Origin of the sequence: Pseudomonas sp. BIGb0558, from assembly GCF_024807515.1 — a bacterium.
Taxonomy (GTDB): Bacteria; Pseudomonadota; Gammaproteobacteria; order Pseudomonadales; family Pseudomonadaceae; genus Aquipseudomonas; species Aquipseudomonas yamanorum_A.
On sequence record NZ_JANUEW010000002.1, the window covers coordinates 551,585 to 578,191 of the forward strand.

The 26,607-nt window shown below is 58.1% G+C and carries 20 protein-coding genes; 1 reads left to right on the forward strand and 19 read right to left on the reverse strand.

Going from position 1 to position 26,607, the window contains the following annotated elements:
* Positions 1 to 179 precede the first annotated feature (179 nt).
* A complete protein-coding gene (locus M2400_RS05795; RefSeq protein WP_259195153.1) occupies positions 180 to 872 on the reverse strand; it encodes a hypothetical protein in 693 nt (230 codons plus the stop codon).
* Positions 873 to 1,196: 324 nt separating this feature from the next.
* Here M2400_RS05795 and M2400_RS05800 point away from each other — a divergent pair, with 324 nt between their 5' ends.
* Positions 1,197 to 1,385: a hypothetical protein gene (locus tag M2400_RS05800; protein ID WP_177116155.1), complete on the forward strand. Its 189-nt coding sequence runs from the start codon at positions 1,197 to 1,199 to the stop codon at positions 1,383 to 1,385.
* 79 nt (positions 1,386 to 1,464) lie between these two features.
* Here the strand turns inward: M2400_RS05800 and M2400_RS05805 are convergent, their stop codons facing one another.
* The 18 genes from M2400_RS05805 to pgaA all read right to left on the reverse strand — a co-directional run bounded on the left by M2400_RS05805 (position 1,465) and on the right by pgaA (position 26,443).
* On the reverse strand, positions 1,465 to 2,331 hold the full coding sequence (locus M2400_RS05805) for a hypothetical protein (RefSeq protein ID WP_259195152.1): 867 nt from the start codon (positions 2,329 to 2,331) through the stop codon (positions 1,465 to 1,467).
* A 188-nt stretch (positions 2,332 to 2,519) separates the two neighbouring features.
* On the reverse strand, positions 2,520 to 2,681 hold the full coding sequence (locus tag M2400_RS05810) for a hypothetical protein (protein ID WP_177078933.1): 162 nt from the start codon (positions 2,679 to 2,681) through the stop codon (positions 2,520 to 2,522).
* Positions 2,678 to 2,872 (reverse strand): hypothetical protein, encoded by a 195-nt coding sequence (locus M2400_RS05815; RefSeq protein WP_177042354.1) that lies wholly within the window; start codon positions 2,870 to 2,872, stop codon positions 2,678 to 2,680. Before M2400_RS05815 ends, M2400_RS05810 begins: the two co-directional genes overlap by 4 nt.
* Positions 2,873 to 2,963: 91 nt before the next feature.
* Positions 2,964 to 3,500 (reverse strand): hypothetical protein, encoded by a 537-nt coding sequence (locus M2400_RS05820; RefSeq protein ID WP_177042356.1) that lies wholly within the window; start codon positions 3,498 to 3,500, stop codon positions 2,964 to 2,966.
* 168 nt (positions 3,501 to 3,668) lie between these two features.
* Complete coding sequence (locus tag M2400_RS05825; protein WP_259195151.1) at positions 3,669 to 4,025, reverse strand: hypothetical protein; 357 nt, start codon at positions 4,023 to 4,025, stop codon at positions 3,669 to 3,671.
* A 124-nt stretch (positions 4,026 to 4,149) separates the two neighbouring features.
* The gene (locus M2400_RS05830; protein ID WP_259195150.1) at positions 4,150 to 4,833 is read right to left on the reverse strand and encodes a transposase; all 684 of its coding nucleotides are present in this window, start codon (positions 4,831 to 4,833) and stop codon (positions 4,150 to 4,152) included.
* Positions 4,834 to 5,017: 184 nt separating this feature from the next.
* Positions 5,018 to 5,341: a hypothetical protein gene (locus M2400_RS05835; protein WP_256348442.1), complete on the reverse strand. Its 324-nt coding sequence runs from the start codon at positions 5,339 to 5,341 to the stop codon at positions 5,018 to 5,020.
* Between the two features lie 185 nt (positions 5,342 to 5,526).
* Positions 5,527 to 5,892, reverse strand: coding sequence for a hypothetical protein (locus tag M2400_RS05840; RefSeq protein WP_177042365.1), 366 nt, complete (start codon positions 5,890 to 5,892; stop codon positions 5,527 to 5,529).
* Positions 5,892 to 6,326: a deaminase domain-containing protein gene (locus M2400_RS05845; protein ID WP_310503516.1), complete on the reverse strand. Its 435-nt coding sequence runs from the start codon at positions 6,324 to 6,326 to the stop codon at positions 5,892 to 5,894. The genes M2400_RS05840 and M2400_RS05845 overlap by 1 nt, the downstream gene beginning before the upstream one ends.
* Before the next feature lie 215 nt (positions 6,327 to 6,541).
* Complete coding sequence (locus M2400_RS05850; RefSeq protein ID WP_259195148.1) at positions 6,542 to 6,931, reverse strand: SCO4402 family protein; 390 nt, start codon at positions 6,929 to 6,931, stop codon at positions 6,542 to 6,544.
* Between the two features lie 224 nt (positions 6,932 to 7,155).
* Positions 7,156 to 7,881 carry a hypothetical protein gene (locus M2400_RS05855; protein ID WP_259195147.1) on the reverse strand — a complete coding sequence of 242 codons (726 nt, stop codon included), beginning with the start codon at positions 7,879 to 7,881 and terminating at the stop codon, positions 7,156 to 7,158.
* A 349-nt stretch (positions 7,882 to 8,230) separates the two neighbouring features.
* A complete protein-coding gene (locus tag M2400_RS05860) occupies positions 8,231 to 8,761 on the reverse strand; it encodes an SMI1/KNR4 family protein (protein WP_259195145.1) in 531 nt (176 codons plus the stop codon).
* 2 nt (positions 8,762 to 8,763) lie between these two features.
* Positions 8,764 to 18,087 carry a DUF637 domain-containing protein gene (locus tag M2400_RS05865; protein WP_259195144.1) on the reverse strand — a complete coding sequence of 3,108 codons (9,324 nt, stop codon included), beginning with the start codon at positions 18,085 to 18,087 and terminating at the stop codon, positions 8,764 to 8,766.
* A 31-nt stretch (positions 18,088 to 18,118) separates the two neighbouring features.
* Complete coding sequence (locus M2400_RS05870) at positions 18,119 to 19,840, reverse strand: ShlB/FhaC/HecB family hemolysin secretion/activation protein (protein ID WP_177042371.1); 1,722 nt, start codon at positions 19,838 to 19,840, stop codon at positions 18,119 to 18,121.
* A gap of 304 nt (positions 19,841 to 20,144) precedes the next feature.
* Positions 20,145 to 20,633 carry a poly-beta-1,6-N-acetyl-D-glucosamine biosynthesis protein PgaD gene (gene pgaD / locus M2400_RS05875; protein WP_259195143.1) on the reverse strand — a complete coding sequence of 163 codons (489 nt, stop codon included), beginning with the start codon at positions 20,631 to 20,633 and terminating at the stop codon, positions 20,145 to 20,147.
* Entirely contained in the window at positions 20,630 to 21,976 is a 1,347-nt protein-coding gene (gene pgaC, locus M2400_RS05880; protein WP_177042374.1) for a poly-beta-1,6-N-acetyl-D-glucosamine synthase, read from the reverse strand. The genes pgaD and pgaC overlap by 4 nt, the downstream gene beginning before the upstream one ends.
* Positions 21,977 to 21,979: 3 nt before the next feature.
* Positions 21,980 to 23,977 carry a poly-beta-1,6-N-acetyl-D-glucosamine N-deacetylase PgaB gene (pgaB, locus tag M2400_RS05885; protein ID WP_259195142.1) on the reverse strand — a complete coding sequence of 666 codons (1,998 nt, stop codon included), beginning with the start codon at positions 23,975 to 23,977 and terminating at the stop codon, positions 21,980 to 21,982.
* A 12-nt stretch (positions 23,978 to 23,989) separates the two neighbouring features.
* Positions 23,990 to 26,443, reverse strand: coding sequence for a poly-beta-1,6 N-acetyl-D-glucosamine export porin PgaA (gene pgaA, locus M2400_RS05890; RefSeq protein WP_259195141.1), 2,454 nt, complete (start codon positions 26,441 to 26,443; stop codon positions 23,990 to 23,992).
* Between the last annotated feature and the right edge of the window lie 164 nt (positions 26,444 to 26,607).

Consider the following 26,607-nt stretch of genomic DNA (forward strand, 5'->3'; position numbering starts at 1 on the left):
TCAAATCTTTTACATAAGCCAGCTTATTAAAAATGAAGCTCGAAAAGTCTTCAGACACGACTTCAACCTCATCGATTTCAGCGTCCAGCTCAACGATCGCCCAATTGCCCCGAGTATCAAAAGCGTATGAAACCTCACAGGAGTCCCCCGCGAAGATATTTTCTGATCTGCTCGCGGAGCTACTTGAGCTCTTTCACCAGATACCCCCCGGAGATCTGCGTGATACCCGTCAACGCGCGGCGCAACGCCTCAGGATCCGTGCGATAAGTGAGCGGTGTGTAGCCATAGACATTCTGACCATTGAACGGCGTGACCGACTCCACCGTGCGCCAGAGCATCTCGTCGCCACGGTCCATGCGCGCCACCACGGTAAGCGTCGGGTAGACCACGCTGCTGAAACCCTGGGTCAGGCGAAAGCCCCACTCGCCCACTGTCAGTTGAATCTGCGCATCGGCCGGTTCATCGTCGCCCACCACCTTCAGCGATGACGCCTTACCCAAGGCCTCGATAAACGCCTGCTTGAGCAACACGCCCAAGTCGATATTTTCGGCGTCCATCACCGTGAGGATCGCCGCCGGCGTCGACATCTCGGCCAGTTGCCCCGCCTTCATACCGGCGGCAAACCCCGCGCCGCTCAGGGCCGCCGTGCCCAGCTTGGAGGCACCGCTGGCCATACCGACGCCCGCGCCAAGCCCGGCTCCCAAGGCTGCACCCCAGGCTTGTTCACGGCCCATGTAGACCATGTTCTTTTCCCATTTCACGGGCAGCACTTTGACTGTCTTGACCTGCGCACGATGCTCGGGCGTGAGGGGCTGGCTGACACAGCCGCCGAGGATGAGGGTGGAGAGGAGAACCAGGAGAAGGTTTTTCACATCAGTCCTTTAATGTTGGTGGTGGGTGGATGCGTTTAATCATCGCCAGGGTTTCGGCAATGGGGGTGAAGACATGAGGCATTGGGATTGGGCCAGTACTTTGCTGCCTTGCGTGGGTTTGGGTGGGGGCTTATAGTCCGGGCCGTCGCCCACATGGCGATTCAGAGCTGTGCATGATATGGCGGCTGTGCGCGGGAGACCTTCGGGTCTGCCGGTTTACTCTGTTGCCGGTTCGCCAACCTGCGTACAGCTGCCACCCATTCGTTTGGCGACGAATGAGTGGTGGCTTAATCCACCAACAGAGTACTGACAATGAATCGATACATGCCCCTCACGGGCCACGACTGCACCGTCCCCGCCCTGCTTATCGACACCCATGCGCCCCTCGATGTCCTCCATGACGCCGCCGTGTACCGTATTCGCGCCGTCACCCAACTGCTGGCGATTCCGTTGCGCGATGGGTGTGATTTGCTGGATGTCATCAGTCGCCGGCTCAATGCCGATCCATCCTGAGTAAAAGCCGGGCGGCGGTAGCGCCGCCCACTTGATGGCCAGGGCGGAGATAAAAACGGGGCTTTGACCGCTTTCATGTTCAACCAAAAAAACGCCTGTAAGCGGATTCAACCCTTACGACCAATTCGTCAGGTGAGAAAACCAAGTGTCTCGATGCCGCCGCTCCCACGCAAAGCAGCGGGTTCGTCACGGTAGGTGATAGCAGGCCAAGCTGTTGGCGCACCCGGTAAATCGCGCCGACTTCCACCAGCAACACATCAAACGGCGGGCTTTTGAATTCGGGTTTCCAGGCGCCGCCATTGTCCTCGGCATTGGCCAAGTGATATCGACCAAGCTCCTCCAGCACCACTGCCAACTGCTGCTCTTCAGCCCAGTTGTCGATCACCGACTGATAAATCCCCAGGTTCATCGACCCGATCTGCGCGGCGGCCTCCTCCTGCGAATAAACGGAGTAAAGCCACAACATGAACGGCTCAAAGTGGCGTCCTTTCAAAAAGCGCGCATCAACGGCGCCCGGCACAGACAGCATCCCGGCCAACACATCGGCCGTCGATGACGCCAGGTCACGCCGGTTCGCCGCCATGAAGGCCGCGAGCAAACACGCCGCATGGCTCAGATGATTGCTCAGGTCAGGCACCGTCTTGATGCCTTGGAGAAAACGCGTGTTGGAGAAGGACCTGGCTCTCAACATCAGTGCCCAGTAGCGATACATCATCGAACGGGCGACGTTCTCCCAGCCGGTTTCATCGCCGTCGAAAATGGCCACTTCGCCCTGAATGCCGTAATGGACCGCAAGCATCCCCAGCGAGTCCGAGACGTTGTCAAACCCCAGCAACGAGTCACTGGCCAGGTCCTCGTCCAGGAACTCAAGCTCTTGAGCAACCATGACAGGCGAGCGGGACAGCCAATGCCGGTGTTGTTCAAGAATGCGGTTTAATTTTTTCATGATCGTCCTTGTCAGCCATGCTCGTATATCGCTCACAGATATCGGGGCAGGACACCAGAGCACCGTCAATTTTCTTCAGAGCACAATCGCTCACGGTGACACCCCTCCCCCCTCAATAAGCCCCTGCACTCACATCCGCAATGGACAGCCAGTAGGCCACTACCTTATCGAACGCTTCATCATCTGCCTTAGCCTGCAACGCTATAAGGGCTTGCCTTGCGTCGGCAATCAAGCCCCACCGCGTCGGCGAACTGCTCAAGCTCCGGTGTGATGCCGTCGTCCACACTCATCGACATCATCGCGATCACGGCAAACAACTGCGCGGAGGTCCTGGCGATTTCATAGGTCATGCAGTGGGGCCGGAACCGTCACTCCAGATAGGCGTAAGCGCAGGTGGAAAGCAATACCAGGCTGCGGGGGCTTCCAGCGTGCAGATAGGCACGCTGATGGCTTCCTGCGCGCAGGCCAGCAACGTCTCGGGCAGGCTCAACGCGGTGGCTATTTCGCTGATCAGCTGTCGTATTTCAGGTGTATTTTTCATTGCCACTCACCTGAGATTTCCTTATCTGCTCGATAAAATCCATAAAGCGGGTGTGCCGTCTGGGGCTGCCGACCCAAACCGATCAGAACACCTATTTTTTTGCGCATCTACTCGACGGGACTTCTGCGACAGCGCCAGGCGCCTCTACGCCGGAGAGCAACCGAATTACCCCACCGCATTGCCCGCCTTGCCTCTGAAGGTATGCCTCATAGTCTTTACCCGCCTCAGGAACAAACACGCGGGGATCTGGCACACAAAACGCCTCGCCGGAAAGCATTTTCATCACCACTACAGACGGTAAACCCGCAGGTATAACAAACTCTGCGTAAGACTCGCCGTAGCTCAGGTGATCACTTCTCCAGGAAGCAGGCATTCCGACACTTCGTTTGGTGTGTTGCCCCAAGGTGGAATTGACCTTATCCGCAAGGGTATAACCGTAGGCATAAAGAGGCTCTTTACTCGAAGCGCAGTCTTGCCCTGGATTGATGGCAACCGGCAAACCGTTGTTCCCAAAAAGACGGATGCGTGCGGTGGTTGCCTGATCATAGGGAATAGGCTTCTCATAACTAGTAGAGCCGCAGCCGCTCAGCAACAGAGCAGAAAAGAGGGCTAGCGAAAGGGTCTTCAAGATAACTCCTAGGCTTACATATCAAGCTGTTATGGGTAATTTATTGAGGGGTGAATAGGGGCATACTACCAATATTCGCCGTATCAAGAGAAATAGGGGTCAGACCACTATTAATACTATTAATGATTTAATTAGAAAACCGTGGTCTGCACCCTATTTCTACACACTTCAAACTTTACTTCTGACATGCACATAAGTAACAAATCGACTTTCGGCATCATAATGAACCGTTATCACTTTCTGCTTTAATAGAAAATCACACCCAGGACTTGTAGGTGCTCTTCCGGGAATACGTATGGAGGGTACATCCCGCGCAGGTTGTCCAAGAAGATCGATTGAATCGTCGACAGTCGCAATATCAAGACACTCCTTTTTTGTTTCGGAGCCAGCATGATAATACTCATCCGTGGCCTGATAATAAACTCTGTAAGCCGCAATAACTCCGTCGCTACCGGCTTGAAAATATACGCCGAATTCGGGCAACTTTAAAAACTCATCATCTTCAACTTTGGCGTAGTCAACCATCGATATGGACTTCCTAAAGCTCACTAAAGTTTCAATCAGTAGCTCGCCTAAATAGTCATTTGGATTCATACTTAATACCCATCCCATCAAAGAAAAATAGGGGTCAGACCACTATTCTTCTAACTCACATTTTTGGACGTCCTGCTCTACCCCGAGAAACTCTTTTACCTAATGCCTGTGCGACCTCTGAAGCAAACTTCTGACCACCCAAAACGTAATTGCCGTTTGTAGATAGTCGAATTTGCTCTATTAGCTCAGGGGAAAGCCGGTCTTTGAATAGAGACCGGTAAGCTTCTGCTCGTTGCGAGATGTTGCTGCCTAAGTTTCTATAAACCGCATGCGGGTTGATAAAATCTGATGGCTCGCACTGTGCGTTCACTCTATAGCTGGTCCATCGATACTCCCCCGGATGAGCAACCATACCCGCTCTAACTGGGTTCATTTCTATATATCGATAGCACGCCAAAACATAGTCATCTTGCTGAACCAAGCAAGAGCGAAAGCGGCCTTCCCAAAGAGTGCCCGTCCGTTGATATGTTCGATTTACATATTGGACGTAACGCTGCCCCAGCCCTTTCATAAGTAAACCAGCTCCTGCACAGCAGGCGGGAGTCAATAATAAATGCACGTGATTTGTCATCAAACACAATGCGTGGACTTTACAGCCATGCATTTCAGCAAGCACAGTTAAGGTATCAATGTAAAAAATGTAGTCGTCATCCGAATAAAAACATGCAGACCTGTTATTTCCCCGTTGAATAATGTGCAATGGGATATCTGGCAATAAAACCCTAGGACGTCGAGGCATAGAAAACTCATAACTGGACAAGAGTTTTGAGCTTAGCCGCTTATCACGAAGGCGACAAAAACAGAACAATTAAAAAATAAATCAAGTTTTTAAAGAGCAACTCTGCCAGCCTTAAACGTGGTCTGACCCCTATTTCTCACCACAGGCGCGGGAGGCACGACTTCACCTGCCGCTTTTGCACCAGCTAATCAAGCGAGAATGATGAGAAGTAAAACGACAGCTTTTTATCCTCAAGATCACTCAGTTGATAACGCATCCTATCGAAGCCAGAATCCAGCTTACTAACGTTCATGTGCATCAGCTGAGTTAATCCGCCGCCAAAATCACGGGACGTAAATTGGCTAATATCAATGAACCTGATACTCACCACATCAGCCCCTACCTTTTCAGAGGCAGAAATCGATAAAGATAAATCATAAGCCATCCCGTCAACATTCAACTGAATACTAATTGCATGCAGGCAGTTGTGAGCAACAAGCAATTCATTCAATTCTGGAAGACTAATCATTATTAATCCTCGTCTCTTTCCCATTGGAGCCATAGCCTGGACCATATTCATAGGTATGCGTGTGGGGGTCGGAATGATATTCCGCAGGCTTTTCTTGGTTTCCATATCCGTGATTAGTGTAATCCGTTCTTTTAACCTGCCGGCCAGGGAAATAGGGGTCAGACCACTATTTTTTCCCTCTAGCTTTAAAGATAAAGCTCTTTAACAACTGCAATTTCTGCAGCAACCTGCTCAGATTTAACACCCAACCCACCCTTCTCGGCCTCACTCAATAAATCAAACTTTCTAAATGCATCAGATAGAATCTCCAACATATCCTGAGCATATACACTTTCCTTCGAAAGTTTAACTCCATGAGCTGCACCCCACTTATATATTGCTGTTTGCAAAATAATATTAGCGAGTGGATCATCATTATGGAGAAGCTCCGACTCATCTTGTACGTAGGCAAATGCCTGCTCAGGCTTCAGATTTAGCTCTCCCAACGCCTTATTGTAAAGCCGCTGCACTACCTGCTGAATTTCGTCGTACGTGATTTTCTCGTAGGGCATTATTTATCTACCGTAAAAATATTGAGTTGAATTTTTGGATATCGGTCACGAAACTGCTTAATCACATCACTACAACTAGGACACACCATCTTCTCCGACACAAGGTTAATGCGCCCCGCTGCCGCCGTGTTATCGCCCAAGCGCTGTGCGACTGTTTCAAGGATTTTAAACTCCGTATCCATATCTCTCAAGTAAGCTTCGGGTGTACCAATATATCTCGACGTGGCCGGCTGTGGCTTTAACAGCCAAGAATCTAAATTGCCAGCGGGCTTTGGCAAAAACTCACCGACGCGGGCGTCATATTGACTAAAAGACTTCATTACCATTACTTCTTTGGACAAAGCATCAATATTGACTTCCGCAAACGCGGCATTACCTTCTCGTGGTAAATCGCGACGGATATCCGCGATTGCCGATGAAAGCCGCTCTCTAATTTCGGGAGCACTTGGAAATAGGGGTCAGACCACTATTAATACTATTAATGATTTAATTAGAAACCCGTGGTCTGCCCCCTATTTCTTATGACCCCTATTTCTTAGCGGTAACTCTTAGCAGAAAGGGTCAAAGGGGATGATTTTATTTAATCGACTCATCTGGAGTTTTTAAATTTAAAATAAACTCGTCCCCTTTTACACTCGGCCAAACAACCTCACTTACCATGGAGCAAAACTTTTAAAGCATCTTTAGAAACGCACACTATGCGCGCCCACTCTTCTTTTTCCAAATACTCTTTATCAGAAAGATCAGTACCATACTTTTCAAAAAGTGCGTCAATATCTTGAACCACGGCCTCGATGGCTCTAGCTTCCTGATCGTTTTTTAAAACTAGCCCTATCCAAGCGTATGCATTTTCAGCGAGCCCTGTATCGTCATATAAAAAATGTATTGTGTAATCAAGTTCATCATAAACCAAATCCGGCGATGAACGTTCTACCCAGGCACGGTACTGGTAATCTGAGTCCGACAAGCCTGCCAGATAGGAAACCAGTTCCTCTCTCATACTCGGAAACTTTAATTCGGAGAGTTCCAAGTTTTCCATTTTTTATACTCACTCAAAGGTATGTGAACTTGTTCCGCATTTTCCTTAATTGTGCCGATCACAGGCTTCCCATCTCTACCTATCACCTGCCCATTAGATCTAACAATAACGTGATCCACTTGCTGAGTAGGCTGACTCAAAAATAGGGGTCAGACCACCATTAATACTTTAATTAGAAAACCGTGGCCTGACCCCTATTTCCCGCGCCCGAGTCTCGCTCTAATTCACGCGTTAAACAAAATTTTTCTCAGCAAGGCCTGCCTCTCTGCCTGAGCCCCTACCGCTGTAGTGAAGCACTGGTCATAGGCAGCAATTTTCAAAACGCCGCCCAAACCTTCTACTGCAAAGCAGTCGATATCCATTAACTTTTTTTCGTCGACACCCACTACCTGAAGCAAGGATTTGCTTACCCACATGAAAGCGCCAACCGCCTCAATGTAGCCGTTTCTTAAAATCCAACACCCAGGTTTTTTTGATGTATCTACGATCTCTTGAGTTAGCGGAAAAGGCAGCCCATTATTTTTCTTGGGCAGATGAGCGTGTTCAACGCGCTCAACTTCAAAGAGCGTAAGACTCTCGGCATTTTGCCATCGATCATACTCGGCGTCGTAAATTCGAGCCTGAACAAAGCCGGGCTCATCAATTAAAGCTTCAATCAAGAGCTGTGCAACTTCAATCGAATTCGCCAAGCGTTTTATATCAAGCCGATAAAACGCTTTATCTGCCACATACGAAAACTCGACAGAACCGTTCGCCAGCTCAATAAAAAAACTCTGGCACTTGTTTTTCTTCAAGTAATTCGAAACATCCGCCAACCCCATTTTCTTGCCGGTAAAGCCATCAATGACGGCATACTCATTAAAGCTTTTGAGCTGTTGTATCAGCCGCCCCCATACAACTGAAGCGCCATCATGTAGCCTCTCGCTAAAAACAACTTCAATTTCAGCCATATGATTAGCCACCGAACTCTTTAATAATCACAGTAATATTACGTTGCTTTCCATACTCTATAAGCTTGCTCGCGTCAGCCATTCCGCCCGGTTGAACTCGGATGTCCAAAATTTTCGTTGCCGGTACGCCATCCACGGTAATTTTTGAACTTAACAGAAATAGGGGTCAGACCACTATTAATGATTTAATTAGAAAACCGTGGTCTGACCCCTATTTCTGCTCTATTTCTAGGGGGTAAAGGGCCTTCTGATGCACCTGGACCACGGGGCGTTATGACTTTGTAACTTGACCCGAGATCAGTGGTAAGTGGCGCTGGCTGAGGTGAAACAGGAATTGGCCCTTTTGCACCTAATCAGCAGCTGTAAAAAAATGCTTATCCAGATCAACAGGAGGAAACTGACTAGGTAGAATTTTTGACGAAATATCTCTGCTAAGCAGCTTTAAAAGAAACTCAACACAACCGAAGTTGTAGACCTCTTCCTCCCCCTGATCCGAGCTATGAATAGCAACTTTCCATGAGTCTGGCTCTCCTTCAACCAACCAAACAAGAGTTTCTCCATTATCCGTTACCGCCCAAGGAAGAAAAGAACCTTCCGCAGGGTAATCTGGTCTTGGATAGTCCGATAAAAACTCCTGCCTCATTACAGCATATGCATCTACAAAGTACTTACTTTTTTCAAAGTTCAAATTTGGGTTTTTTGAAAATGGGTCTAACACCCATACGAAATCGTCTACTGCTCCACATCCGTAAATCGATATAAGCTGTTTAAAATCATTTGGCAATCGCAGACCTACCTCAGACTCAAAAGTCGCCCAAGCCGCATTATCGAAGTTTCGCTGAGAGGGTGGCGAAAGAAGACTAATCAGTTTATCTATCATTCTTACTTAACTCCACTCACGTTCGGAATTGATACATCAAGGGTAAAACCGCTTGACCCACGAGCAGACAACGTTACACCGGTTGGCATTAGGTTTGTGCCTGTATAAACAGGCACCGCCCTATAGCTTACTGTTTCACCACTCTGCACTGCGCCCCTGACTTGACGCTCAAATGAACTCATATTCGGATGATTTGCGTTGCGCTGGAAAAGTGTTACCAAATTTCTTGCATCATCACCAGCCCCTCCTAGTGAATTTGCAAGCAAATGTCCTCGCGCATGGTTAGCAGGCTGCCCCTCAAAACCTGGAGGTCGAATCGCTGGGTTAGCGCTTGACCCCCCGCCCAATGAATCCTCCCTAAGGACTGCTGTAACCCCAGTAGGTCGACCAAGTGAGTCAAGCTCGCCAAGAATTACACTGCTTGGGGCATTTGGACTTGGCTTGGCAATCGACGGGTAGCTACTTTCTGGAATTGCTTTTGTCCCAAAATACCCCTCCGGCAGCGCACACGGCCCCGTATTGTGCACCCACGTCTTCAAATCCCCAACGTAGAACGTATGCCCCACATCAACCGTCAGGTTGTACGTTTCGCCCACTGGCAGATAGAGCTCCAGCGACTCAACCTCAGATGACGTGTTGTCCGTGTCGCCATCTGCCAAGGATTGCAGCAGGTCCCCAGGCTTCAGATCGATTACAGAGATAAAGTCGCGCTTGGCCGGTACGTAGAACGGATGGCCGGGGGTGACCAGCAGGGTTTCGCCTTCCGCTTTGCCGTCTGCGCGAACGCTTTTCAGTTTGAGGCGGTAAATCGGTTGGTCGGTGCGTTGATGGGTGGCCAGAATTTTTGCGGCGAAGGGTTTGCCGCCTTTTTCGGGTTTGCTCCAGACCACGTCGCCGACTTTGAGCGACTCGATGGTACGGTCGCCGTTGGGGGTCGAGACTTTAGTGCCGGCCGCGAAGCAGCAAGGCTCTTTGTAATTCGAGAGAACGACGTCATCGCGTCGAGTCGCGAACAGGTCATCGGCCCTGGCGAAGCTGCCCACATCACCGGTGTAGGCGGTTTGCTCGTATTTCCCAATCGAAGTTGTCGGGGCTGTCGCATTGGCGCCGGTGCGCTCGAAGCGCACGGCCGAGTCAAGGCTGTTGGGGCTCAGGCCATAGTTGGGGATGTCATCCGCAACGCGTACGATTCCGTTGCTGCCAAGCGTTTCCTGGCGCCCCACGTTGGTCAAACCGACGTCGCTACGGGCCACAAGTGCGCCGTCGGCCCTGACGACGCTTGAAGCCTCGCCAACCTTGGAAACCTGCCCAAATCGGCCGGAAGGCGCGATCATGGTTAAACCATCAGTCATTAACTCAGTGACTTGCGCCGCTGACTCATAGCTGTTGCCTTGCAAGCGCGAGACAAATTCTCTGCCCGTCTGCCTGGTGATCATTTGGCCGCCACGGTCCACCGTCGGGTCGGCAATCGGCCCCAGCAGGCCGTTGGTCATTTCCAGTGGGCTGCTATTACCTAAAAGCCCACCGACAGTCTTGGCAAAGCCTTGCACTGACCCCCATAGACTGCGGCCAGCCCCTACTGCCAGGCCTTTGGCAACGTCGCTGTAGTCAGTCGGTTTGCCGCTGTAATCCAGGTTAGTCTCGTAAAAATCCACCAACCCTTGGGTGTTGCGCCCTTTCGGATCACCCAGATAGTCGATGTTTATAGTGCTGTCTTTGTAAGCAGTCGGCCGAGTCGCGTGGAAATCAAGAATCAAGGCCGCTGTTTCATTACCTGAGTACCCCCGCTTACTGCCGTCTGCGGAAGCGTCGGTTCGGGCGTATTGATCTGCAATAGATGCAAGCGCAACACCCAGATGCTGCAAAGTAGCCGTGTCGATAGCGTCTACGTCTTTTTGCGAGATCGACTTGTTCCAACCTTCATCGGTGTTGTACGCCAGGGCAACGCCCATCAGTCGCGTGGCTTCTTCGACACTGATGCCTTTTTCCGCTGCCAGCGCCGGCGCTTGCTTTTCAATCAACTCAGGCGCGCTTGGGTGCAACTGCTCGTTGTACCGCTCAACATTGCCCGCCACCCAGGCGGCGTCATTCGGGTTGCCGTTAACCAGCGAGCCGGCGGCGATACCGATGAGCTGCGCGGTGGCGACTTTGAATTGATCATCGGTAGCGAAACGCTCATCCAGGTACTTACCGAGGTTCTCGTTCGCAATCGCCGTCAAGCCCTCCGCCGCACCGGCGGCAATGGCGCCGGTTTTGAAGTCGCCGCCTCGGGCCGCTGAGAGCGCGCCACCGAGAAGAGCATGCATCAAGACCTTCTGCGTCGAGCCGGGGCTCAGGTCCAGCTCGTTCGCGAGGTTGCCAAGGCCTTTGTTACCCGCTGCTGCGGCAAGGTCGAAACCTTGCGACACCAAGGCCGAGCCGAGGTTGTCTTTCAAGCTACCGCCGTTGATGGCGGTAGAGATGCCACTTTCGATGACGGCATGGGTGCCACCGCGCAGCACCGCATCCTGCGCTTTCTGCCAACTGAGCCAGTCACTGGAATAGCCTGGGTTTTGCACCGGCCCCGCCGTGGTGACTTTCGCGCCCGCACCGTCGGCCGGGCTTGCGCCCTTGAACCAATTACTGTCTGCGTAGTTCAACGCGCCGGTTGCAAGGCCGGCGATGGCGGCGTTTTTCAGGCTGCTGCTGCTGAAGGTGTCCTTTAGCGCAAGGCCGAGGTTGCCTTTGTTATTGATCGTGCTCACAGCACCGGTACTGGCCAGCGAGGTCAGTGCGGCGGTGGCCATCATGTTGCCAAGCCCGGCACTGGTGGCTGCAACCGCAGCCGACGTACTGGTCGCCGCAACCGCAGCTGTGCCGGCGGCCATGGTAGAACCGGCGCCTACAGCACTGCCCGCTGACGCTGCCAATGCGCTTGCACCCCCAGCCGTCACAATGGTGACAATGATGATGACCGCCAACATGGCACCCTGGCCCATGCCCGAGTTGCTGTACTTGAAGGAGTCATGCAGCTCTTTTACCTGGCGCCAATCCACGTCGCCGCGTTTCTCGGCATCCTTTAGCCAGGCCAACTGCGGGTCGGCCTTGACCATGGTGTCGATGGTCTGGCTGACGGTTTGCTGGTCGACTTGCTTGACGTCGATTTTCAGGCCATTGACGGCCTCGATGACGGTCTGCCCTTTGGCAACCAGTTCGCTCTGGCGCAGGGTTTCATCGGTTTTGCCTTTGCCCTTCATCGAGAACCAAGCCATGTCGCTCTTGCTCTTGGTATGGCTCTCGTCGTGATAGTCCTTCACGCCTTCAAACGTCACGGCGCCGCCGCTTTTCAGGGTCAGGTCGTTGCCGCTGTTGAGCTTGGCGACCTGGTAAAGCTGGTCGCCGTTGCTAACCAGTGTCAGGTTGCCTGCGGTCTTGATTTCAGTGCCGACGTTGGTGGTTTGGGTGACTTCGTCGCGCTTGGCTTTCTTCGCGCCCCAGCCAGCGTTCTCCTTCATGTCATACAACGTATGCGTACTGTTCTGCGCCGCCAGCAGGTTCAACCTATCCCCGCTGTACAGATACGCCTCATTCCCCGCACTGATCTTGCTCGCCACCAACGTGGTGTCGCGCCCGGCCTGGCTCGTAAAGTCCCCGCCTGCCGTCAACACACTGGCTAACTGCGTGGTCTGCTCATCCGCCGTCTTGATACGTTTCTTGCCGTCCTTCTCTTTGCCTTCGACGTTGTGCACATCGCTGACAGACGCAACGTTGAAATCGCGCCCAGCCTGAATATTCAGGTCCTTACCGGCAGTGGCGGTGCTGCCAATAATGTTGACGTCTTGCCCGGCCTGCATGTTGACGTTGCCGCCCGCCGTGACGCTGGCTGCAAGGTTTTTGACGTCGGTGGTGATGGTGGATTTTTCGCCGCCATCAATGGTGTTGTGGATCACGCTGGTGTCGCTGACGGCGACGAGGTTGAGGTCGCGGCCGGCGGTGAGGGTGGCGTCGTTGCCGGCGACCAGGGCGCCGTGGTTGTTGAGGTCGCGCCCGGCTTCAATGGCCAGGTTGCCGCGCGCGCTGATGGTGCTCGCGCTGGCATCGGTGAGGGTGCGCATGCCGACGCCTTCACGCACTTGGATCGCGGTGTTGTCGTTGGTGATGTCGCCTTTGAGGGTGGTAAGGCTGACTTGATTGCCGCGAATTTCGCCGCCCATGGCGTTACGGATGCTGTCTTGGGCCAGCAGGCTCAGGTTGTTGCCGGCTTCGATCAGGCCGCCGTTGTAGAGGCTGCCACCACTCGCGGCGCTGAGGCTGTTGCTGGCGCGCAGGGTGCCGACGTTAACCAGGTCGCCGCCGGTGACGAGGTTGAGGTCACGGCCCTGGATCAGGCTGTTGCCGCGTACGTTGCGCGATTCGGCCTGGGCCAGGTAGAGCACCGGCACGAGGACGGTCTGGCCGTCGACCACGCGGTTTTCCATCCACACGATGTCGTGGGTCAGGGCGCCGACTTGCTGGCCGGTGAGGGACACGCCGACGCTCAGGCGCAGCGCGTCTTTGCTGGCCAGGGCGTTGTCCATCAGGTAGCGGAACTGGTCGGCGTCGCTGAGCAGGCCGCCGGCCAGGAAGCGTTGGCCGGTTTGTGCGAGTACCGCGTCGCGAATCAGGCGCGTCTCGTATTGGCCATCGCCGAGGCGGCGCCAGGCGTTGTCGCTGTTGAAGCCGAGTTTGCCGAGCATGTAGTCGGAGCTGAAGAAGCCCGATGCAGTGGTGAACTCGGGGTTGGTTTCGATCAGGTAGTGGCTGGTGGGGTCGGCGCTTTTGACGAACAGGCCGTATTCACCCTTGGGCAGCTGGAAGTACGGCGAGGTGGTGGGGTCGACCGGGGCGAACGGCGTGCCGGTGTAGTCCACGGGCACGAAGCCGCCACCCGGCGCGAGGGTCACCACCGGCAGCACGGTGCCGGGCGCCTGGGCGCTGGCGTCGTTGACGTGCTTGCTGAGGTTGATATTGATACCGCCGACGGGGATGCCGGTCTGGTCGTTGTCGAGGGTGCCGGTCAGCTGCGCCAGGGTGTTCTCGTGCAGCGTGCCGTTTTGTACTTTGTGGGTGACTTTGGACAGGTCGACGGTGCCGCCGGCTTGCAGGGTGGCGTCGTAGGCGAGGCCGCCGTTAGGGGTCCAAGTGGTGACGTCACTCGATTGCCGGAACGGATCGCTATTGGGCGACAGCGCTTTCAGCGCTTCAAACGTTGCCTTGTTGAAATTCCCGGCCGCCGTCGCGTTGTTGAACGCAGGCACATCGACGTATTCCATGCGTTCCCACAGGTGCTTGTCGACATGCCCCGGCGTGCCGATGACGATTCTGCGTTGCCCGGTGCGCGTGCTGGAGCCTTCGTTTAGCAAATCCTGTGCGGTGATGCTCAAGTTACCGTTAGCGGCCATCAGGCTGTTGCGGTTCTGCACGGTGTCGCCTTGCAGCAGCATGTCTTGGCCAGCCACCAGCCGCGCCGAGGCCGAATCCTGGATCGCTGCTTCAAGGTAGGTCTCATTGATGGTGATGGTGCCGCGCCGCCAGCTGTCCTTCTCGCCGCAGTGCTGCCCGCACACCCAGCTCAAGCTGCCGGTCTGGAGAGTTTGACCCAACTCGAACTTGTCTTTGGCGTTTTCGATAAAGCCTGCGCTGATGCCGATGTAGCCTTCGCTTTCCACGGTGCCGGAGCGGTTGCTGAACAGCACCGCACGCCCGCCGTCCACGCCCGCAAACGTGAGGTTGCCTTTGCTGTAGACGTCGCCGTAGCTGTTGGCGAAACCGTTGGCACGCAGGCTCAGGTCGCCACCGCTGAACAGCAGCGAATCGGCGCCATTGGTGATGCCGTTGACGGCGGTAAGATTCACCGCGCCCTGGGCACCCATCGTGCCACGGTTGCCGATTTGTGCCGCTGCAATATCCAGTTGCTGACGTGCGGTGAGGAAGCCGAGGTTGTCGAGGGTACCGCTCAGTTTGAGCTGGGTGGTGTTGCCCGCCAGGCGTCCGCCGTTCTGGCTGAGGTTGCTGGCCGTCACGCTGAGGTTTTGCTGGGTGGCAATGCGGCCGCTATTGTTCAGGTCGCCGCTCAGGGTGATGCTCACGTTGCCGTCGCTGAGCAGTTCGCCGCCGTTGTTCAGGCTGGCCACGTCGAGGGTCAAGCCCTTGCTGCTGGCCATGCGGTCGCCGGCTTTGAGGGTCAGGCCTTGGGCGCTTCGATAAGTGAGGGCTTCGTTGAGCTGCAAGCGGCCCAGGCCGTCGACGCTGCCGAATGCCCAGTCAGCGGTGCCCATGCCATTGATGCTGCCCTGGCTGCCGGTGAGGCTGGCGGTGTTGATGCGGAACAGGCCGTTGCCCGCGTGCTGCAACTGGCCACCCTGGTTGTTCAGGTGCGTAGCATCAAGGCTGAAAGCTGTGCTGCCGAACTCGAGGGTGCCGTCCTGGTTGTTCAGCGTGCCGCTGAGGTCAAGGCTGCTGCTGGAACCGGCCAGCGCACGCAGTTGCCCGCGTGCGCTGTTGTCGAGGTTGCCACCGTTGAGGGTCAGGCCCTGGTTGGCTTCAATCAGGCCGCCTTGGTTGGTGAGCGTGTCGCGTGAAGTCAGGTTGAGTTGGTTGCCGCTGATCTGGCCGCCCGCGCTGTTGTTGAGGGTGTTGCCTGTGATCGTCACCTGTTCTTTACCGAACAGCTTGCCACCTTGGTTGGCCAGGGCTTCGACGGTCAGTTGCAGGTTGCCGACCAGGCTGGCCAATGTGCCGTTGCTGGCGTTGTTCACGCTGTCGGCGGTGACGGTCAGGGTGTCGCCTTGCACGGTGCCGCCCGTGTTATCCAGGCTGCCGGTATCCAGTTGGGTATGTGCGCCGCCGCTGAGCATCAGGCCTTTGCGGTTGGTCGCGTCCTGGCCGCTGTAGCTCAGGCCCTGGTTACCGGCCAGCAGTTGGCCGCCATCGTTGTTCAGGTGCTGTGCAGCGATGTCCAGGCGCTTGCCGCGCAGGGTGCCGCCGCTGTTGTCGAGGGTGGTGAGCGCCTTGACCAGCACGCTGCGCTCACCAGCGTCGATGACCCCGCCAGCGTTGGTCAGCAGGTCGCTGACGTTGAGGGTCACGTCGCTGCCATTACTGACTAGCGAGCCTTTGTTGCCGTTGTTGAGGGTTTGCGCGGTGACGTCAACCGAGGTGCCGATCAGGATACCGGCGCTGTTGTCCAGCCGCTCGCCTTGTACCTGCAACAGGCCTTCACTTTGAATACGGCCCTGGGCATTGAGCAACTGGCCCGGGCCCTTGAGCAGCAGGCTCACGCCCGGCGCGCCACCGGCCAGCAGGCCCGCGTTGCGGTTGTCGAGGCCAGAGGCGCGCACGTCGAGCTGGTCGCCCACCACGCGACCGGCGCGGTTGTCGATGTCACCGCCGGTCACGTCGAGCAGCAGTTGTTTGCCGACGATTACGCCGCTCTGGTTATCCAGGTTCGCCGCGTGCAGCTCGATATCGCCCTGCCCGGCCTGCAAGCGTCCTTGGGCGTTATTGAGCTGTTGCGCCGTGACGAGGGTCAACTTACCGGTGTTGGCGCTCAGTACGCCGTTGGCGTTGCTGCTGAGGTTGCCGGCGCTGAGGTTCAGGTCGGTGCTGGCCTGGGCAAAACCCTGGCTGTTGTTGAACCCATTGGCGACGGTGAGGTTCAGTGCGCCGTTGTCGGCCTGGATCAGGCCCTTGAGACTGTTGTCGAGGTCGCTGGCGTTCACCGTAAGGGCACCGGCGATCAGCTTGCCGTTCTGGTTATTCAGGCTGCCGGCGTTGACGGTAAGGGCGTTGGCGATAACTTGCCCGCCGCTGTTGTTGAGTGCGGCGCTGGTCAGCACCAGGCTGCCGCCGGACATTTCGATGCGGCCTTGGCGGTTGTCCAAAGAGGCGCTGTCGAGGGTCGCGGCCTGGCCTTCGCCGAAGCGAATCAACCCGCCCAGGTTGACGATGGCCGGTGCGCTGATCGCCAGGCTCTGCTCGCCGTACACACGGGCGGTGGCGCCCTGGTTGGTCAGCTTGGCGGTGCTGATGCTGACGGTCTTGGCCTGGATGATACTGCCCTGGTTGGTCAGCGCCTGCGCGGCGGTGATGGCCAACGCGCGACTGGCCAGCAGATCGCCGCTGGTGTTCACGGTTTGCGCGTTCACCACCACATCGCCCGTGGCATTGCGGCTGTTGTCCGCCTGTACGCCGGCTTCGATGATGCCCGGGTTGGTAACCTTGATCGCGTTGAGTTCGATACGTTGGCCGGCGGCCAGGCTCTTCTGGTTGACCAGTTCTTCGGCGCTGCTCACCTGCACATTGCCGGTGGCGTAGACCTTGTCCGTCAGGTTGACGCTTTGCGCGGTGACCTTGAGGTTACCGGTGGCTGCCGTCTGCGCCATGCTCAGGTGCCCATTGGCATCGAGCTGGATATCGCCGCCACTGGCAGCCAGTGTGCCGTCGAGCTTCACGCCCACGCCGGCCTCGGTGCCCACCAGTTTGATGGCGCCTGCGTACATGCCGCCCAGCGCCGAGGAGTCGATGGCCAACTCAGGCTTGGCGCTCCCGTCATCGGCGCGTGCGGTGGCTTTCAGACTTTTGGCATCGACGTCGTTACGCCCGGCGATCACGGTCAATTCCCGTGCGTTGATCTGCGCGTTGATCTTGGCCGAGCGGGTGATGATTTCGAAGCGGTCGACGTTGCTGGCGTTCAGGCCCTGGCCGTCGATGGTCACGGCGCCGCCGTCAACCTGATAGCGCTGCAACTGGCCGTTCGCGTCGAGCACCGGTTTGCCGGTGGTGAGGGTCACGTTGGGGGTGTTGATGAAGCCGCAGCCGCTGCACGTGACGCCGTACGGGTTGGCAACGATGACCTTGGCCGACTGGCCCGCCACTTCGGTGTAGCCGCGTAACTGGCTGGGGCGGCCGCCGTTGACTTCGTTGAGGATAACGCTGGCCGCGCCGCCCTTGAGGTTGGGGTTGCCGACGATGTAGCCACCCAACTGGGTATTCGTCATGGGGCCGCTGGCGTTGTTGAGGATCACGCCGTTGGGGCCGACGTTGTAGTCCTTGAATTGGTTGTGGGACAAGCCACTGCCATTGGGGGTGGCGATGTTCACCACCGGCACGCCATTGCCGGCCTGGCCGACGGTGGTGCCCGGCGCACTGACCACAATGCCTTCGGCCTGGGCCAGCAGCGGCTGCCAGAACAGCGCGTTGGCCAGGATCAGCACCAGGCCGCGCTTGGGCAGGCCGAAGAACGAGTCTCGCGGTTTCAGCGCAGCAGAAGGTTGGCGGGCCAGGAAGGCAAAGTGGCGAACATCCATTGTCATATTCTCGATGTAACGGGGCGTTGAATTACAGGAAGAAATCCATGCGGAAGTAGATCGGCGCTTCGCGCTCGCTCATCACTGCCGGGCGTTCCAGGGAATGGGCAAAGGTCACGCTGGTGCTGACGTATTTGCCGCGGGCAAACAGCTCCAGGGAGTTGCTCGAGACCCGGCCGTGCACGTTGTCGTTGTAGCGGTCGTTGCGGATCACGCCCTGGTCGTAGCCGACGCTGGCGCCGTATTCAGCGAAGGCCGGGCGCATCCAGTCCCAGGTCACCGGGCGCGCCCAGCGCACGTCGTTGCGCCAGTAGCCGCCGCTGTCGCCGGTGAGCTGCTGGTCTTTGAAACCACGCACCGAGGCCGAGCCACCCAGGCTCATGCGCTGGGGGCTGAACAGGATGTCTTCACTGCGTTGGCCGGTGGCCAGGCTGGAGAAACTGAACGACTCGCCCCACAGCGTGAAGGGCTGCAGGTAGCTGACGGTGGCGGTGTATTTGCGATAGCGCGCGTTGGCCAGGCGATTGCCGTACTGATCGCGCTCGTTTTCGGCTTGGGCATCGAAGGCGCCGATACCGTTCTGCATGCCCAGGTCGAGGTTGACGAAGGCATTGCCGATGCGCCGGCCGTGGTTGATGCCCAGTTGCAGTTCGCTGAGGCGGTTACTGCTGGGCTCGGTGCGCACGTCGAGGATGTAGTTGTTGGTGCGCAGGTGCGACAGGCCGACGTTCACCGAGGTCTTGCTCACGTCGTCACGATGGATCACCCGCTCGGCGCGCAACTGGTGGTTTTCGTTGTCGCCGTTCTGCTTGAATTTAAAGTCGTTGGTCACGCCAAAGGTGCGGTAATCACTCTCGCTGTAGGTGTAGCTGAAGTTCCACCAGCCCCACGGTACGTTGTAGTAAAGCATGGTGTTTTTCGAGGTTTTCTGGTGATCGCTGACGGCGTCGTGGCCACCGCGCAGCACCAGTTGGTCGGCCAGGCCGAGCGGGCTGTCCCACTCAAGGCCCGCGCCCCATTGCTGTTCGCCGGTGCTTTTCTGCCCGTCGTTGTTACGCGACAGACTCGCGCGCCAGGGCTTTTGCGGGACGTTCTTGACCTGTACTTCACTGCCGCCCACCTGGCTGCCGGGGGTCAGTTCCATTTGTGCCTGCTTGGACGGCAAGCGATTCAACTGGTCCACCAACTGCTCGATTTCCCGCAGGTTCAATTGCTCGCCGACCTTGCCGGGAAAGGCCATGGCCAGCTCGCGTTGGGACAGGTTGCTGCCATCGGCGCCCTTCAGGCCTTCAAGTTTGCCTTCCACCACCAACACCTGGAGGTGGCCGGTAGAAAGGTCCTGCTGCGGCAAGTAAGCCCGGCTGGTGACCATGCCTTTGTCGATGTAGTAGTCGGTGATCGCCTTGAGCACCTGATTGAGCTGGGAGACGCCCAGGCACTGGCCGATGTAAGGCTTGAGCAGGCGCTCGCGATCCTTGGCGGGCAGGCTGTCGGCGCCCTTGAGCTCAATGTCTTTGATCGGGAAGCAACGGGTGTCGACCGGGGTGGCAGGCGCCTGGGGTTTGGCTTCTTTACCGGGCAGATCCTTGAGTTCTTCAAGGCGCCGGCGCTGTTCTTCCAGCAGACGGTTTTGCCGGTCGCGGATCAGGTCCTGATCCCCAGGCGTAGGCGCCGCCACCGCACTATTGAGTGCGAAACAAGTCAGCAGGCAAACGCCCAGCAGCAGCCGAGTCCGTGGCAGTAATAAAGACATGTTCGATCCGTCGAAAAAGCGGGGGCCGGCAAACTAACATCGAACTTCCGGTGGGCCAAGATTCTGGCTTAGTTGGAAGCCATGATTAACAGGCCTATAAGTTGCTGATTATTAACAATAAATAAATCATGCAACGTTTAATCGCTTGCAATTGGAATTTTTATTCCGACAAGCGGTAACAGTTTTAATACAACTTTAACGGGGCACTTAGAGTTGCCACTAGTTAGCCATCAAGTTGTATCAAGACTGATTAGTAGCCAAAAGACGAGAAAAGTTCGCACTGATTTTGTGAATTGGATCCCATTTATCGGCCTGAGGCTTCCTTGATCCGCTCCTGTTCCGCTACCAACTTCAATCCCGGCCGCTCCACATGCCGCGACACGTGCGCGGTCACTTCCTGCACACCGCCTTCGTGGTCGTTATGAATCACCAGCACACCCGGGCGGCGCAGTTGCTCCAGGTCGCCTTCGCCCAGGCTGAAACTTTCACTCAGGCGCTGGTCGCTCAACGCCTTGGCTGCCGAACGCCGCTGGGCAAAACGCTTGCCGCGCCGCTGCTGGTAACGTGCCCAACCGATCAGCACCACGGCGTTGAACACCGCGATCCACAGGTAAATCTGCAAGGTATCCAGCGCTGCAAAAATCGGCGCTTCGACCCGGGGGCCGCCATGGCTGTCGAGCATCGGCACCAGCCCACGCACCAGCAGGATGATCAGGCCGGCCCAGGCCAGCAGGGTCAGGAACACGTCGATCGCCCACATCACCGGGCGTTGTTGGGTACGAATCAGGTTCATGGTTGCAGTTCCTTGGTGGGGGCTTTGATACCGCGATCCGGGCTGACCCAGCGCGCGCGTTTCTGGTGTTGGCGGAACAGCACTTTAGGGAAGCTGACCAGGGTGGTGAACAGGCTCACCAGCCAGAACACCAGCGGGTACCAGACGGTCCAGAACAGGGTTTTCCACAGGCCCTTTTCATAGCGCCGGTCGATCATGATGCTCACCGCGAACTGCACCAGGCACACCACCGCCAGCAGCAGGCCGGTGAAGGCCGGCGGCATCAGCGAGTCGACGGCAATGGCGGCGGGCAGCGTCACGACTTTGCCCACCGCCCAGAAAATCACCGAGAGCAAAAAGGTGAAGGCCCAGCCGGTGGACAGGCAGTATTCGAACAACAGCGGCCACAGGTAGCGATGGCGCCACTGCCAGATGCCCCGGATATTCTTGAACAGCACTTCGGCGCCGCCCTGGGCCCAGCGCAGGCGCTGCTTCCACAGGCCGCCGAGGGTTTCCGGCATCAGGATCCAGCACAGCGCGCGGGGCTCGTAGAAGATGCTCCAGTGGTCCAGTTGCAGCTTCCAGCTCACGTCGATGTCTTCGGTGATCATGTCGGTGCTCCAGTAGTCGACCCGGTCCAGGGCCGCCCGCCGAAACGCCACCACCACGCCCGAGACGGTGAAGATCCGCCCGAATACCCGCTGGGTGCGCTTGATCAAACCGATGATCGAAGAGAACTCGCCCACCTGCACCCGGCCGATCAAGGTCGAACGCGTGCGGATCCGTGGGTTGCCGGTGACAGCCCCCAAGCGAGGGTTGTCGAGCATCGGTGCCACCAGGTACGCGGCGGTGTTCGGTGAGAGCAACGCATCGCCGTCGATGCACACCAGATATTCACTGCGCGCCGCCACCGCGCCCATGCGCAGGGCCACGGCCTTGCCCTGGTTCTGCGCCAGGTGCAGCACCCGCAGGCGCGGCTCTTTCAATGCCAACGCGTCGAGCACGGCGGCGGTGTTGTCGCTGGAGCCGTCGTTGATCGCGATCACTTCGATGTTGCGGTACTGCTGGGCCAGCGCAGCGCCGATGGTCTCGGCGGCGTTGTCGCCTTCGTTGTAGCAAGGGATCAGGATCGAGATCAGCGGCTCGCCGGCCAACACCGGCGCCGGGGTGTCGTCAGCCCACGGCCAATGGCGCTCCCAGTGCAGCCAGAAGTACAAGCCGCCGGCGATCCACAGCCCGGACATGAACAGCGGATAGAAGAACACGAAGTCCATCAGGAACTGCCCGGTGACCAGAAAGATCAGGCCCAGGGGCACACCCAATACCAACGACAAGACAATAAGCGCGAGGATTCTGTCGAACATGAGTCAAGGATTCCACTGGTTGGAAAGGGCCGGACGCACGGTTTTCAGATCCGGCGAATTCTCCAGGAAGTTGTCGGGGTAGTAGCCAAAACTGGTCACGCCCTGGCGCTTGAGCACGCCCATCCACTCGGCCATTTGCGCACCGGACAGGTCCGGGGCGGCCGGGGTCCGCCAGTCCTTGGCTTGCAACTCGAACACCGTGCGTTGCAGTGCACCGGGGCGGGCCTTGACGGTGGCCACGAGTTTTTCCAGCCAGGCGTTGGAGCCCTTGAGGTCCTGGCCTTCCATCAGCGGCATGGCCATCGGGGCGGTCCAGTCGTAGCTGGTGAGGAAGTCGTCGAGGTTCTGCGCGAACCAGGCTTCGCTGCCGGGGTTGAGCATCGGCTCGGCGAAGATATTGCGTGCGGTCTGCACTTGCGGGCCGCGCAGCGTGCGCACCTTGGCGGTCAGTTCGTGAGTGAAGTCGATCAGGTAGCGGCTCTTGAACCGGGTCCAGCGCTGCATCACCGTAGGGTCGGCGCGCAGGGCTTCGATGCTGTCGGGCAGGCCGTTGGCGGCGTAGGCCTTGAGCGCCAGCGGGCTGGCGTCTTCAAAGTCCGACAGCACCGCGTCGTCGTGGAACAGCACGCCGTCGATGGCACTGGTGCGGGCCAGGTCTTCGTAGATCTCACCGATGATCTGCCGCACCTTCGGGTCAAACGGCGACAGGCGCTGGTACTGGTCGGGGTCGATGGCAACCTTGCCGGTTTCCGGGTCCCAGCGGGTGACGCGGGGCAGCTTGGCATCCAGGGCGAAACTGAGCACCGGCATCCAGGCAAACACATTCACATGGGCCCGGGTGCGCAGTTGCCAGGTGACGCGGTTGAACAAGTCGGCGCGCACCGGCAGGTGACGGTTGGGGAAGTACAGCGAATGCACCAGGCCATCGCCCTTGGGGTCGGCGAAGGCTTGCAGGAACACGGTGCTGGCGCCCATGTCGACCACGCGCTGGATCAGCTTGTCGAGGTTGCGCACCTGTTGTTCCGGGTCCGGGTCGTAGACGTTGTCCAGGTCCACATGCAGCACCCGCAGCGGCGCTTCGGTCTGGGTCGCGACGATGGCATTGGCGTAATGCTCGCCGTCCGGGTCGGAGGCCACCAGGAACCGCGGGCTGCTCATCAGGTTGCCGAGGCTGTCGAGGCCGTCTTCCAGGGTCAGGGCCATCTGGTAGCCCTGCTCGCCCACCACCGCCAGCGAGGTGCCATCGGCAGCGCCGTAAGGCCACACCCACACACGCGGCGCCTTGCCAGTGACGGCGCGGATCTTGTTGGAAATCGCCGTGACGTCGGTGCGCATCCGCGCCTGGAACTGGGCTTCGGTTTCGTAGCGGTTGGTCTTTGGATCAAAGCGTCGGGTGGTGGCAGCCGGTTGCAGGTTGCCCTGGGGGTTGGCCAGCACGCCCTTGTGATTGGCGTCGGTGTGCGCGGCGATTTCCACCAGGCCGGACTGGGCGATTTCCCGCACCTGCTGCCAGGTCAGGAAGTCGGAGCGGGGCCGTGGTGTGCCGGCGAAATCCACCGGCTGGTTCAGCGGCGTATCCACCCATGCGCCCACCGGCGCCAGCAGCGCGTGCCAGTTGTAGCTGCGCAGGATCGGCATCACACGGGTATAGAAGCTCGCGTAGCCGTCGTCGAAACTGAGCATGATCGCCTTGGCCGGCAGCTCCGGGCCACCGCTGCGGGCCGCCAGGATCTGGTCGACGGTGACCGGCTGGTAGCCGTTTTCCCGCAACCACGCCAACTGCTCGATCAAGCGTTCAGTGCGTACCGCCACCACCGCTTGATCGGGGTCGCGGTCCTCGATGTCGTGGTAAGCGATACCGAGAAAATGGTTCTTCGGCCACGCCGCTTCGCTGGCAGGCTTGAGCCGCTCGGCGGGTGGAGTGAAAGGCGCGGGTTGCTGGGCGCAAGCGCTGCTCAGCATTAACCCCAGGGCCAACAGGCAACGGGACAAGACAGGCATGATCGGACTCTTCTAGAAGCGGTACGTGAGGTCGACGATCAGGCGCAGGTCGCTTTCGCGCTCACCGTCATAAGGTCGGCTGATCCAGCTGAGGTTGGCGCCGGTTTCGAGCACGTCGTTCCAGCGAAAACGCTGGCCGTAGCCCACCAATGCAACGCCGCCGGTGCCGTAATCGCGCTGGCTGTAGGTGCCCGCACCCACCTGGAACTGCTGGCTCCACTGGGTTTCGTAGCGGTGGTAGAGCACGTGGTTGACGGTGGCCGTGGGCAGCACGCTGAAGTCCGAGCGCGGGTTGAAATACGGCGTGTCTTCCTTGGTGTTGCGGCTGGTGCCGACTTCCAGGCCAAGGTCAACTTGCACGCCGGGCGAGCTGTACACGCCTTGGCGGCCGGTGAGCAGCGCTTCGAGGCGGTTGTTGCCGTCGCTGAAATGGGACGGGCTGAGGGCCAGTTTCCATTCGCGGCTTTCGTTGGCGCGCCAGCGGATAAAACCGCTGCCGCCGTTGGCGGTGATGTCGGCGTTCAGCGCCCGCAACGGGGTGCTGGCGGAGAGGTAGTCGAGGCTACCGCCGTACTGCCATTGGTCATTGATGTCCCGGGCAATCGCGACCCGCGCGCCCTGCTTGGAGCCAAAGCCGTAGGAGTGGTTGGACACCTCAGCCTCCAGGGTCATGTCGCGGGTGCGCCGCTCTACGCCGAGGCGCTGCCAGCGGTGCTGGCCGGTGCCTTCTTCGAAATCGGCAGTGGCGTAACCGACACCGCCGAACACCCGCCAGTCTTCATCGATGGGCGGGCTGTAGAGCAAGGTCTCGATGCCGAAGTCGCGGCTGCCAGACACCGCGCCCGCGCCGTTATCGCCGCCACCGTTGCTTTTGCCGGTGTAGGCCTCGACGCGCAGTTCGGCCATGTCGTGCACATCCCGCAGGCGGCTGAGGCGTTGCACCTGGCGGTTGTCCGGGGCACGGTCGACGACGTCGTCGGTAAGTGCGTCGAGTTGGCGCCACTCCTGCAAATCCAGGGCGGTGTGGCCCTGGGAAACTTCCAGGCCGATGTCACGCGGGGCCTGGGCTTCGGTTTCCTTGAGAGTATTTTCGGCGCGCCGTGGCCAGTCGCGGGCGCGGTACATGTCGGCCTGGGCCAGGCGCAGGCCGATATTGCCGGGAGCCTGTTGCACCAGGGCTTCCAGGCCTTTTTCGCTGGCGGGCAGGTCGGCGCCATAGGTGCCGGCCTGGGCGGCCAATTGTTGGGCGTCCATCCAGGCATCGTTGGGGTTGCCGATGGGCAGGCCCTTGAGTTCGACCCGGGGTTTCTGGGTACTTGCCAGGTTGTCGGCGACTTCGCGAGCCTCTACGACCTGATCGTTTTCCAGCAAGGCGTAGAACAACGCGGTGCTGTCTTCGACGTGATCGCCGGCGTCTGCATCGCTCGCCGCCAGGGCCTGGCGATACAGCGGCGCCGCCTTTTCCGGCTGGCGCTGGTCGAGGTAGGCGGCGGCGACCCAACGCAATGCGTAGGTCGGCAGTTGCACGCCTTCGCCCTTCAGCACTTCGTAATCGCGCACTACGTCGGCGGTGCGCGCCCGGGCTTTCAGCGCGCCCAGACGGTCGATGCGCCAGCGCACCACGTCGTCATGGGCACTGGCATCCGGCGTCCAGGTGGCGAGCAGTTGGTCGTAATCCTTGAGGGCGCGGTCGGCAATCACGTAGCGCTCTTTCTCACTGCGGGTGGCGAACTCGGCCAGGCGCACGCGTTCGGCGGCCAGGTCGCCTTCGAGGCGGCGCTGGGTGACCGGGTCCAGCAGGCCCGGGCGCTTGGCAGCCAGGCGCAACGCCGGCTCCGGCAGGCGTGCGCGCTGCAGGGCGATGATGTATTCCCGGGCGACTTCCGGTTTGTTGCCGGCGCGGATGAACGCCTGGTCGAATTCGAACAGCGCGTCATAGGTGGAACCGGCGCGGGTCAGCGCGTAGCCCAGGGCCATGCGGCGATCGGCGTCGTCGGGCTTGGCGGCCACCAGGGCACGGGTGCGCTGCACGGCTTCGGCGGTCTGGCCGGCGTCCGCCTGCGTCAGGGCCAGGCCCAGTTGCAGGTCGGGGTTATTCGGTTCGCGTTGCAGCGCCTGGCGATACACGGCAATCGCCGGTTCCCAGCGCTGCTGGTTGCGATAGGTGCGGGCGACGGTGGCCAGCGCTTGGGTAGTGAGGCTGCGATTGCGGCCCTGGGCCTCGTAGACCGTCAGCACTTCGGCGTCCTGGCGCGCCCAGCTGGCGATCAGCAAATGATCACTGACCTGCCCCGGCGTCTGGCGCTCGGCAGGCAGTTGGCGCAGCAGGTTGAGGGCCGGACCGTAGTTGCCGCTGCGGGCCTGGTTGATCAGCGAATCATAGGCCGCATCGGCCGAGGCCACGACGGGCCACAGCAGTTGGCTGCAAAGCGCCAAGCGGATAAAGGGATGAACATTACGCGACATGTCGTCAGCTTCCTCACCTGGGAAAGCTGTAGCGATAAATTCACCTGCACGACACACCAGGCGGCCGACATCTGATGACGCGGCCAAGCTTTCCTGGGGCGCAATATCCTTGAGAGGGGTACAAAAAAGGCCAATTCAGAACAATTGTTCAGAATTGGCCTACA